Origin of the sequence: Campylobacter sp. 2018MI01, from assembly GCF_018501205.1 — a bacterium.
Taxonomy (GTDB): domain Bacteria; phylum Campylobacterota; class Campylobacteria; order Campylobacterales; family Campylobacteraceae; genus Campylobacter_E.
Map to the genome: position 1 here is coordinate 1 of NZ_JAHCZE010000052.1, position 11,607 is coordinate 11,607.

Here is an 11,607-nt window from a genome sequence, read left to right on the forward strand (position 1 = left end):
AATATGCTTTACCCAATGCAATAAAAATCTATCTTCTAAAGAATAAACGCATTTAAAAAAATCATTTTTTGCTATTTTTTTATGTTTTAAAAACTCACTAAAAAGACTTAAAATACTTGTTTGAACGCCTATTTTTAAAGCTAATTCTTTAAGAGTGATTATTTCGTTTTCACTTAAATGCTGTTTTAAAATAGCTTGAGTATTTAAAGCAGCATTAAGTGGGTCTAAATCCACATTGGCAGGATTTTGCCCTAATAATAAATAATTTGATAAATGCTCGCTAGGGCTATAATTTTTCTTTGAAAATGAAATAAATTCTTCATAATCTAAAAAATTAAGCCTTATTTTAATAAAGTCTTTATAAGAATAATTTTTATTAGAGCTTAATATATAACAACGCTCTAAATTTCCTAATTCAAATTCTAAAAAAGGCTCATTTATTATTAGATTTTTGATTTTATTTTTTTCTATGAAGCTTTTAAAATCAGCATTTATAAATCTTAAATCACTCATATTAATATAAGTAAATTCATCTAAATTATAAAATGCTAAAGATTTTTTACCACTAGAAATTGCCCCATAAATTAGGGCAAATCGTGGTAAGGTATCTAGTTTTCTTGGTTTTAAACCATCTTTGTTTATTTTAAATTGTAAAAAACTATCTAGGCTCATAGCTTAGGACTAGCATCTAAAAACTCATTAGCCTTATCGCCGTATCTTTTGAAATTCTCTATAAACATTTTTGCTAATTTATCTCTTGTAGCTATGAAATCAGCTTCATTTTCCCAAGTTTTAATAGGATTTAATAATCTTTCATCAACCCCATCTAAGCTCTTTGGCACTGCTAAATTAAATACATCATAATTGTAATATTCACAATTTTGAATAGAGCCGTCTAAAATAGCGTTAATGCAAGACCTAGTTGCTTTTATACTCATTCTTTTACCAACGCCATAACTTCCACCGCTCCAACCGGTATTTACTAAATATACATTTACATTGTGTTTTTTAATCTTTTCGCCCAATAATTTCGCATAAACACTAGGACTAAGCGGCATAAATGGTTCGCCAAAACAAGCAGAAAATGTAGCAACAGGCTCTTTTATACCACGCTCAGTTCCTGCAACTTTTGCAGTATATCCACTTAAAAAATAATACATTGCTTGAGTGTTGTTTAGTTTTGATACAGGAGGTAAAACACCAAAAGCATCAGCACATAAGAAAATTATATTAGATGGATGACCTGCTTTTAAACTTGGTTCGTGATTTTCAATATGCTCTATTGGATAGCTTACACGAGTGTTTTCTGTCTTACTAGCATCACAAAAATCAACTTCTTTAGTGCAGGTTATAACTACATTTTCAAGTAAAGCATTTCTCTTAATCGCTGCGTAAATTTCAGGCTCACTATTTGGGTCAAGATTAATACATTTTGCATAACAACCACCTTCGTAGTTAAACACACCATTATCATCCCAACCATGCTCATCATCACCTATTAAAGCACGATTTGCGTCTGTGCTAAGAGTAGTTTTACCTGTGCCACTAAGACCAAAGAATAAGCAAACATCTCCATCTTTACCAACATTCGCACTACAATGCATACTCATCTTACCTTGTAAAGGCAGCCAGTAATTCATCATAGAAAACACACCTTTTTTCATCTCGCCACCATACCAAGTGCCAAGAATTAATCCTATGTTATTTTCTATATCAAATCCTACGAATACATCGCTATTTAAATCTTGATATTTATACATTTCATTTTTTAATTTGCACGCATTTATGATTACAAAATCAGGTTTGAAGTCTTTAAGTTCTTCATCACTTGGGCGAATAAACATATTTTTAACAAAATGTGCTTGCCACGCAATTTCTGTTATAAATCTTATTTTTTTTCTACTATCAAGACTAGCTCCACAAAATACATCCATAACATAAAGCTTTTTGCCATTTAAATATTCTTTTGCTCTTCTTAAATTATCATCAAAAATATCTTTAGTGCAAGCCCTATTTACATTGCCCCACGCTATATTTTCACTTGATGGATGAGAATTTACAAAATACTTATCCTTAGGGCTTCTACCCGTAAAAATACCTGTATCAACTGCAAATGTGTCATTTTGACAAACTTCACCTTCACGGCACTCTAACTCGTGAGCTCTTAACTCATCATAACTTAAATTGTAAAAAATCTTCTCCGGCTTTATGCCTAAATCTTCTAACATTTTTAACTCCTGTAAATAAAAATTGCCTAATTCTACTTTAAAAAACTTCCTAAGGGGTAAAAATTATTAATTAATATCAAAATTATTATAATTGGTGTTACAAATCTTAAAAAAATAAAATAAAACTTAGTTAAATTTTTGCCAAATATAGGTAAAAAGATTTTAAAGAATGAATATCTTTTCATTAAAAATCCAGCATAAATACTAGAAAACAACACTCCTAAAGGAAGCATTATATTACTTGTGAAAAAATCTAAAGCATCAAAAGTATTAAAGCTAAGCTTATTAGCCATTCCAAGAAGAGCTAAAATACCTATTATATAAACAAAAATTCCAATAATAATCAAAGCTTTTTTTCTACTCATTTTATTTTCAAGATAAAAAGTAAATGGCTCAATCATAGAAACAGCACTCGTAATTCCTGCAAAAAATAAAGCTATAAAAAAGCTAAATGATAAAATCTCACCTAAAAAACCAAATTTTGAAAATAAAGTAGCAAGGCTAACAAATACAAGTCCTGCTCCACTCTCATTAGGATTTGCTCCGAATTTAAATACAAAAGTAAAAACAATAAGTCCCATCATAAGACCTATTAAAAGATTTATAAACACTACAAATAAACTTGATTTTAAAATATTAGTTTTTTCATCTAAACTAGCAGCATAAGTGCTAATACAACCTATCCCAAGACATAAAGTAAAAAGACTAAGTCCTAAAGCATCAAGCAAAGAATTAAGCCCTAATTTAGAAAAGTCAGGTTTAAATAAAAACTCACACGCATCTAAAAATCCATCTTGAGTAAAGCTAAAACCTAGCATTAATAAAAGTATTACAAATAATGCAGGCATTAAAATCACATTTAATTTCTCAATCCCATTAATTATCCCGCGACTAACTATATAAATAGTCATAAAAAAGCAAATGCTAAAGCAAATTATGCTAATAAATAAATTCCCACCTATTGCATTATTAAAAAGCGCTCCTGCTTCATCTAAGGTATTAGGTAAAGAAAAACTTAAAAATATATAGTGAAATACTAAAGATAAAACCACTAAATAAAATGATAATACAAGTATGCCAGTAAGCATAAAAACCCCACCCATTTTGCATAATTTTGGCTTAAATCTAGCAAGGGTAAAATAACTTGTAGCTAAATCACTTTTAGTAATTTTTCCTAATGCAATTTCTGCTAAAAATAAAGATAAACCTAAGGTTAAACATAAGAATAAATAAAGTAAAACAAAGGCAGAACCACCATTAGTCCCAACCATTGTAGGAAATTTCCACGCATTTCCAAGTCCAACAGCACCACCCGCAAGGGCTAAAACAAAACCTACTTTAGAAAAAGTGCTCCTAGCTGAGCCAAAGTAAACTCCTCATAATAATCTCCTTTTTTAAAAAATAAGCCAAAATAATAACCTAAAAGATAGCAAAATGCAAGGAAATTAAAAATTATTTGTATATTTTGAATAAAAATATTAATTTTAATGATATTTTAGGGTTAATTGCCTAAATCAATAAGATAAAAGCTTTAAATAATTTCAAAACTAAGCAAAATAGAATAAGCCGTAAATGTCAATAAACCTACTAAAATCAATACAAATATGATAATTTTGAAAATATTCAAAACAAATTCCTTAGAATATAAATAATTTATTAAATTTTTAAATTGATAATGATTATAATACCCCCCCCCCATTAACAAAAGTAAATAAATTAAAAATTTTTTGAAATATTTTTATATTGGAATTTAATTTAAAATAAGAACTTCAGGTTCTAAAAGTATGTTAAATTGCTTTAAAACCTCATCTTGTGCTAGATTTATCAAATACAATGCGTCTTCAAAACTAGCTTTATTAAAATTTATTAAGAAATTTGCGTGCATTTCGCTAATCTTTGCACCGCCTTTTACCTTGCCTTTAAGCCCTGCTTTATCAATCAATGCTCCTGCACTAAAGCCTTGTGGGTTTTTAAAAATACTACCAAAACTAGCACCTTTTGGCTGATTTTCTCGCATTTTGCTAAATTGCTCTACTAATTCAAGGCTAAAACCTTTGTTTAATCTAAGTCTAATAGCATAAATTGTGCCTTTTATATCACTATTTCTATAAGTAAAATTTGGCTTAATCCATTCATTATCAACATTTACTTCTAAAATATAATTTTTTATTTCAAATTCTTTCATCCCTGCATTCATTTTAGTAATGCCGCCCATTTGTCCTGGTAGGTGTGATAAGAATTCTAAACCTGTTAGATTGTTTTTCTTACAATAATTAAATAATTTATATGAGCTAGTTCTAGCCCCTATTTCTAAATAATCATTATATTCTTTAATATATTCGTATTTTTTGCCTAAAATTGCAAGATTTTTAGGCTGATTGATTAGCAAATTACTAGCATTTCCAATGACTAAATAATCGTGTTTAATCATCTCATCAATTACTTTTACTTCACAATTTGCGCCGATTTTTACGCTTGAGTATTTTGAAAAATCAATTATCATAATCGCCTTGAATGCTTAGCAATTCAAAATAATCTTTTTGCAATTGTGCATTGGTTTTATTAAGCTCGTATATTTGATTTTTTAGCTTTTCTATCCTTGTATCTAGCATCATAGTTGTCTCTATTGATGATTTAGAAAACAATATCGCAAAAAGCCCAAAAAATAAAATAAATACATAAAGGGCAATTTCTAAAATGCCCTTTGTAAAAATCTTTAAATTAGACTTTTTATAATTATGATTGTCTAATAATTCTTGCATTAAAATCCTGCTTCAATTTCAAGCAATCTATTATATTTAGCTGTTCTTTCTCCCCTTGCAGGAGCACCTGTTTTAATATACTTGCAAACTAATGAAAAATCAGCTATGAAATTATCTTCGCTCTCCCCACTTCTATGGCTCATTATAGTATTATAGCCATTTGCGTGAGCTAGTTTAATAGCATCTATTGTTTGAGAGATTGAGCCGATTTGATTAGGCTTGATTAAAATCGCATTTGCCATACCTTCATCAATGCCTTTTTGTAATAATTTAACATTAGTTACAAATAAATCATCTCCTACTAATTGTGTTCTTGAGCCGATTTTTTTAGTCAAATTAACCCAGCCTTCATAATCTTGCTCTGCAAGTGCGTCTTCTATGCTTAAAATAGGATATTTTAATAATTTTTCATACTCATTAATCATCTCATCGCTACTTAGCTTTTTGCCTTCATAATCATATTTTCCATCACTATAAAGCTCACTTGCTGCAACATCTAATGCTAGGTTGATTTTGCCACTAAAACCTGCTTTATTAATCGCTTCTAATAATAATTCAATAGCTTCTTCATTGCTTCTTAAATTAGGTGCAAATCCACCTTCATCTCCTAATGCTGTGCTTAAGCCTTTTTTCTTTAAAATATCTTTTAAAGTATGATAAGTAATTGCACTTGAGAATAATTTTTCTTTAAAAGTATCAAAACCTGTTGGAAGCAACATAAACTCTTGAATATCTATATTATTATCAGCATGAGCTCCACCATTTAATACATTTAGCATAGGTGTAGGAAGTGCGTTAAACTCTCCACATAAATATCTATATAATGGTAAATTACTAGCATTTGCTCCTGCTTTTGCAACTGCCATTGAAATTCCTAAAACTGCATTAGCACCTAAGCTAGAATAATTACTCGTGCCATCAACTGCTAATAAATGCTCATCAATTTCTCTTTGATTAAATACGCATTTGCCTATTAGTCCAGCTGCAACATGCTTAGCATTATTTACTGCTTTACTTACGCTTTTACCGAAGAAATAGCTCCCACCATCTCTTAATTCTAAAGCTTCATTAATCCCTGTGCTAGCACCACTTGGAACTATTGCTTCACCACTAATACCATTTTCTAAAACTACTTTAACCTTAACGCTAGGATTACCCCTACTATCTAGCACTTCAAGTGCATCAATCTTCGCTATTTTCACCAACTTCTCCTTCTAATGTAATATCATCGCCTATACTAGCTTTAATTTTTTCTGCAATTTCATTTGCTATTTCTTTGTTTTCTTTTAAGAAAATTTTAGCATTTTCTCTACCTTGACCTAGTTTATTACCACCATAGCTAAGCCAAGCACCACTTTTATCTACAATATCAAGCTTAATACCATAATCAATCAATTCGCCTTCGTAGCTAATGCCTTCTCCATACATAATATCAAATTCTGCTGTTTTAAATGGAGGTGCAACTTTATTTTTAACTATTTTTGCTTTTGTTCTATTTCCAATAGGCTCTTCGCCTTGTTTTAATGTAGCAGTTTTTCTAATATCAATTCTTACACTTGCATAGAACTTAAGCGCATTTCCACCCGTTGTTGTCTCTGGGCTTCCATAACCTGTTTGACCTATTTTCATACGAATTTGATTTATGAAAATTACCATTGAGTTCATCTTGCTAACTACTGAAGTAAGCTTTCTTAAAGCTTGGCTCATAAGTCTTGCTTGAAGACCTACATGAGTATCTCCCATCTCTCCATCAATTTCAGCCTTAGGAGTAAGTGCAGCAACACTATCTACTACTATAAGCTCTACCGCTCCACTACTTGCTAAGCGTTCTACAATCTCTAATGCTTCTTCTCCGCAACTTGGTTGAGATACTAAAACATCATCAATATTTACGCCTAAATTCTTAGCATACACAGGGTCAAGTGCGTGTTCAGCGTCAATAAAAGCACAAGTATAACCCATCTTTTGAGCTTGAGCTACGATTTGAAGTGTTAGCGTTGTCTTACCACTACTTTCTGGCCCATAAATCTCTACTATTCTTCCTTTAGGAACTCCACCAATTCCAAGTGCAATATCTAGCCCAAGTGAGCCTGTAGAAATTGGCTCAGCCTTTATTATAGGCTTATCTCCAAATCTAACAATAGCACCTTCTCCACAAGCTTTATTAATGCCTTTTAATGCAGCTTCAAGGGCTTTTGCCTTATCTTCAATTACTGCTGTTTCTTTTGCTTTTGCCATACCTTTCCTTTTTTTAATTTCTTAATTTGATTTTTAACCTAAGATTATAAATAAATAAGAATATTGCAATAAACATAGCTATTAAAAATGCGTCTCTTGGATGATGAAGATTGAAAATATGTTCTAATAATTCATCTATTAATGGACTAGAAAATTGTCCGCTAAATGTCGCAATACTAGCTAATGCCATATTTGTAGCTAGGTTTTGTTTTTTACTTCTAGTGCTAATTTGTGAAAACAAAAATGGTAAGCTAAAGCCAACTGCAAGACCATTTAAAATAGCTGCAATTATTCCTATTATTAGCATTAAATTAATTCCTGCGATTTCTATATGTTCGCTAAATCTTATAGCAAAAAGTAAAAAGGCTAAAATATAAATAAATGCTCCTAAGATTTTGATTTTTGTTCTAATTTTTTTAACAACTTTATGTAAATTCATAGAAGCAATTGCACCAAACAAGCCATTAAATCCCATAATTACACCAATAAAACTTGCGCTAATGATTTGCTCTTTTTGATAAATTATTGAAAAATTATTCGTAAAATTAAAAAACAAAACTTGGACTAAAAATAAATTAATATAAATTCCACTAAGATTTTTTATATTTCTTAAATCTAATTTCTTTTTCTTCTCCGCTATTTTTATATTAGGTAAAAAAATCATATTTAAAACAAATAAAACCAAAGCAAAAAGATATATTAAAAAGCTATATTGCCAAGAAATTGACGCTAAAAAGCCAGAAAAACTAACGGTAATAACTGCTCCTAATTGATTACACATTGCACTAAGTCCCATTAGTTTTCCTTGCTCTTCTTTTTTAAATAAAAAGCCAAGTAAAGAAACGCTTAATGGCATTAAAAAGCCAGTGCCTAAGCCTAAAATCGCTCTAAACACCAAAACCTGAATTATGTCATCTAAGAAAAACGGAGCAACCCCGCCAACTATAAACAATATAAAACCTATAAAAGCAAGTTGCTTAACGCTTAAATAATTTGCTAATTTTGCAAAAATTAAGCTTGAAAAGATAATAAAAAGTGAAGGTAAAGTAATAATTAATTTAATAAGTAATTCACTATCATTTGAAAAATGCTTAGCAATAAGTCCTAAAGCAGGTGCAACGGCAGCTCCACCTGTAACGGTTGCTAAGGAAATACTTAAAATTGAGATTTTTAGCATATTCATTGAAGTTTCCTTAAGATTTATATAAAAAAACTATAATGAAAAAAATCAAATTAAAGGCAAATAATGAGAATTACACTACTTAATTACACCCCACTAAATATCTGTTCTCACGCTATGAGAACTTGTTGGCAAAGCTTTGATAAAGGCGATAATGGAGGAGAAAAAGACTGCGAACTAATAAATCGTATCGGAAATATTTATAAGCACTCTAGCACGCTTGAACATTTAAATTATAATTTTTATATTCAAGGCATTTCAAGAGCTTGTTTGCAAGAATTAGCAAGACACCGCCACGCAAGTTTATCAGTAAAAAGCACTAGATATACTCTAAAAGAACTAAGAAATGAAAGTGAGTTTAAGGAATTTGATTTTGCTAATGCACAAAAATATATTGTGCTAACTGGAAATCGCTTGGTTGATAATGCTAGTATTTGTGCTTTAGAAAAACTAAGAATTATTTTAAATGCCGAAGGAATGACACAAGATATTGCTAAATATGCCTTGCCAGAATGCTATAAAACCGAGCTTACTTGGAGTATAAATGCAAGAGCTTTACAAAATTTCTTAACTCTTAGAACTAGTAAAGCCGCACTTAAAGAGATTAGAGAACTTGCATTTAATATCTATGAAGCTTTACCTAAAGAGCATAAATTCATTTTCAAAGGTTGCTTAAATGAAGCAAATTAGCCTAGCTCATAGCCCTGATGCTGATGATATTTTTATGTATGCAGCAATTCGCTATGGTTGGATAAGTTCGGAGTTTAATTATACTAGCGTTGCTGATGATATAGAAACGCTAAATAAAGCAAGTTTAAATAATATTTATGATGTTTGTGCAATTTCTTTTGCTGTGTATCCTAAAATTCAAAGCGAATATGCCTTGCTAAGATGTGCTACTAGTTTTGGCAATGGCTATGGTCCAAAACTAATCACTCTAAAAGATAAGGTTTTAAAACCTAATTTTAAAGTGGCTTTAAGTGGGGAAAATACCACAAATGCTTTAATTTTTAAACTAGCATATCCTAATGCAAGAATTACTTATATGAACTTTTTAGATATAGAAAAAGCTGTTTTAGATGGTAGTGTAGATGCTGGGGTGTTAATACATGAGAGTATTCTTAATTTTAGTGATAAATTAAGAGTTGAGCGTGAGATTTGGGATATTTGGGCGGAGTTTTGCAAGGCTGAATGTGGCGAAGTGCTTACCTTACCACTTGGTGGAATGGCAATACGCCGATCTTTAATGCTAAGCGATGCGATTAAAATTGAAAATGAGCTAACTCGTGCAGTAAAAGTCGCTACTCAAAATAAAGCTTTATTAAGTCGTATATTGCTTGGCAAAAACGAAGTGAGAGTAAATGAAGATGAGCTTAATAAATATCTAAGTCTTTATGCAAACGATGATAGTATTAGCTTAAAAGATGAGCAAATAAAATCACTTGAAGTATTGTTTAAATTAGGTGAGCGAGTTGGCTTTAGTCCTTGTGATGTAAGGCTTAATCTAATTCCAAGCGAATACGAAAGCTTAAGAAATTCATGAAAAATCTTTTAATAATAGTAGATTTTCAAAATGATTTTGTAACAGGCTCTTTAGGGTTTTTAAAGGCACAGAATTTAGAAAATATCATCTTAGAAAAATATGAAAAATATCTTAAAAACAATGATGAGATAATCTTTACTATTGATACACATAATGATGATTATTTAGACACTATAGAAGGGCAAAATCTACCTATTAAACATTGTATTAAAGGCACAAATGGGATAGAAATTTATGGGAAATTAAATGAGTTTTCTAAAAATCATTTATGCTTTTATAAAAATACTTTTGGCTCAATTGAACTTGGAAATTATCTAAGCAATAAAAATTATAAAAATATTGAAATAGTTGGACTTGTAAGTAATATTTGTGTCTTATCAAATGCAGTAATTGCAAAATCTGCACTTCCTAATGCAAATATTTTTATAGATAAAAACGCAACCGCTAGTTATGATGAAGACTTGCACCAAAAGGCTTTAGATATTTTAAAAAGTCTTCATATAAATATTATTTAAAAAATACTTAATTCAAATTCTAAAATTGAATTTGAATTAAATAATATTAATTTATGCTAATTTATCTAGTGTTTTATTCTTTAGCAAATCTTTTACTATATCAGCACTATCGTGAGTAAAATCACCTAAAAACTCATCACTTTTTGCCATTTTCTCATCTATATAAGTCTTATCAACATTTAAAAAATTAGCGTAATGCTCGTTAGCTTTATCACTAGCTTTGTTAAATTGCTCTAAAAGTTGAGGATTTTGCAATGAATTTGGGTCAATGTTTAATATTTCAAGTTTATCTAAATCAGCCTTACTAAGTGCTTTTACCCCGTTTGTATTAATTGTATTTTTAATCCTTGTTAGGCTTGATAATGCGTTTGCGATTTCTTGCTTTTTCTTTGCTTCTTCATCATCAACATTAGTGCTTTTTATTTCATTTGATGCTAGATTTACATTTTGAGTGCTTGTATTTTGTGTGTTTAGGTTTTGTGGATTTTTATTAGCTGCAAATTCTTCGCTCTCACCTAAAGTTATCGTATCATCAAAATCACTATTTGATAATATTGTTTGATTTAATGCTTCATCAATATTTTTAGGCACAGAATCTAAAATCGTAGTATTATCAGCTAAAAAACGCTCAATTTTTTGATAGCTTTGATAATTTTGCGGATTTGTTCCATCTAAACTAAACTTAGCTACTACATTAAGCTCTAATAATTCATCTTTATTTAAAAAATCATTATTATTTTTATTAGCAGCTACATATCCCCTAGCATAAGCAATATCACTAAACCAACCACTTATATATTTTTCTGCATTACCATTTAAAATAATACTGCCATCTTCACGCTTATAAAAGTCTTTGCTATCAAAATGGCTTTTTAATTTATCTAAACTCTCATCACTAATACTTGCAGAACTTATGCCATTTTTACTTTCAAAATATATTTTATTGCCACTATTATTGCCTGTTTTTATATCATCAATTTTATTATTTTTGATATTTTCATCAATTTGTTTTAATTCGTTTTCGCTCTTTACTCCACCAAAACTCTCGCCCATTTTATGATAAGTATTATTATAAATATTAGATAAATTAACTTGCATTAAATCTCCTTTTTAAATAATTAATTTTCGTTTAATTTTATTT

General features: G+C 29.8%; 10 protein-coding genes and 2 pseudogenes. 3 read left to right on the forward strand and 9 right to left on the reverse strand.

Going from position 1 to position 11,607, the window contains the following annotated elements:
• From KJQ97_RS07530 to KJQ97_RS07565, 8 genes and pseudogenes are all read right to left on the reverse strand, one after another.
• Positions 1 to 672: pseudogene (locus KJQ97_RS07530) on the reverse strand (hypothetical protein); the annotation flags it as partial.
• Entirely contained in the window at positions 669 to 2,228 is a 1,560-nt protein-coding gene (pckA, locus tag KJQ97_RS07535) for a phosphoenolpyruvate carboxykinase (ATP) (protein ID WP_214118600.1), read from the reverse strand. The pseudogene KJQ97_RS07530 and the gene pckA, both read right to left, overlap by 4 nt.
• Positions 2,229 to 2,260: 32 nt before the next feature.
• Positions 2,261 to 3,583 (reverse strand): annotated as a pseudogene (locus KJQ97_RS07540) (sodium-dependent transporter); the annotation flags it as partial.
• A gap of 395 nt (positions 3,584 to 3,978) precedes the next feature.
• On the reverse strand, positions 3,979 to 4,731 hold the full coding sequence (locus tag KJQ97_RS07545; protein ID WP_214118603.1) for a UDP-N-acetylmuramate dehydrogenase: 753 nt from the start codon (positions 4,729 to 4,731) through the stop codon (positions 3,979 to 3,981).
• Positions 4,721 to 4,990, reverse strand: a complete 270-nt coding sequence (locus tag KJQ97_RS07550; protein ID WP_214120447.1) for a hypothetical protein — start codon at positions 4,988 to 4,990, stop codon at positions 4,721 to 4,723. The genes KJQ97_RS07545 and KJQ97_RS07550 overlap by 11 nt, the downstream gene beginning before the upstream one ends.
• Positions 4,990 to 6,195, reverse strand: a complete 1,206-nt coding sequence (gene eno / locus KJQ97_RS07555; protein ID WP_214118607.1) for a phosphopyruvate hydratase — start codon at positions 6,193 to 6,195, stop codon at positions 4,990 to 4,992. The genes KJQ97_RS07550 and eno overlap by 1 nt, the downstream gene beginning before the upstream one ends.
• On the reverse strand, positions 6,173 to 7,228 hold the full coding sequence (gene recA, locus KJQ97_RS07560; protein WP_214120448.1) for a recombinase RecA: 1,056 nt from the start codon (positions 7,226 to 7,228) through the stop codon (positions 6,173 to 6,175). Before recA ends, eno begins: the two co-directional genes overlap by 23 nt.
• A gap of 13 nt (positions 7,229 to 7,241) precedes the next feature.
• Positions 7,242 to 8,411 (reverse strand): MFS transporter, encoded by a 1,170-nt coding sequence (locus tag KJQ97_RS07565; protein WP_214120449.1) that lies wholly within the window; start codon positions 8,409 to 8,411, stop codon positions 7,242 to 7,244.
• A 63-nt stretch (positions 8,412 to 8,474) separates the two neighbouring features.
• Between KJQ97_RS07565 and thyX the strand changes: the two genes are divergently transcribed.
• Genes thyX through KJQ97_RS07580 form a run of 3 tightly spaced genes read left to right on the forward strand, consistent with a single transcriptional unit; the run spans position 8,475 to position 10,466 of the window.
• Positions 8,475 to 9,098, forward strand: coding sequence for an FAD-dependent thymidylate synthase (gene thyX, locus KJQ97_RS07570; RefSeq protein ID WP_214120450.1), 624 nt, complete (start codon positions 8,475 to 8,477; stop codon positions 9,096 to 9,098).
• Entirely contained in the window at positions 9,085 to 9,951 is an 867-nt protein-coding gene (locus KJQ97_RS07575; RefSeq protein WP_214118615.1) for a menaquinone biosynthesis family protein, read from the forward strand. Before thyX ends, KJQ97_RS07575 begins: the two co-directional genes overlap by 14 nt.
• The gene (locus KJQ97_RS07580) at positions 9,948 to 10,466 is read left to right on the forward strand and encodes a cysteine hydrolase family protein (RefSeq protein WP_214118617.1); all 519 of its coding nucleotides are present in this window, start codon (positions 9,948 to 9,950) and stop codon (positions 10,464 to 10,466) included. Before KJQ97_RS07575 ends, KJQ97_RS07580 begins: the two co-directional genes overlap by 4 nt.
• 51 nt (positions 10,467 to 10,517) lie before the next feature.
• Here KJQ97_RS07580 and KJQ97_RS07585 read toward each other — a convergent pair whose 3' ends face one another.
• Positions 10,518 to 11,564, reverse strand: a complete 1,047-nt coding sequence (locus KJQ97_RS07585; protein WP_214118619.1) for a hypothetical protein — start codon at positions 11,562 to 11,564, stop codon at positions 10,518 to 10,520.
• Positions 11,565 to 11,607 lie beyond the last annotated feature (43 nt).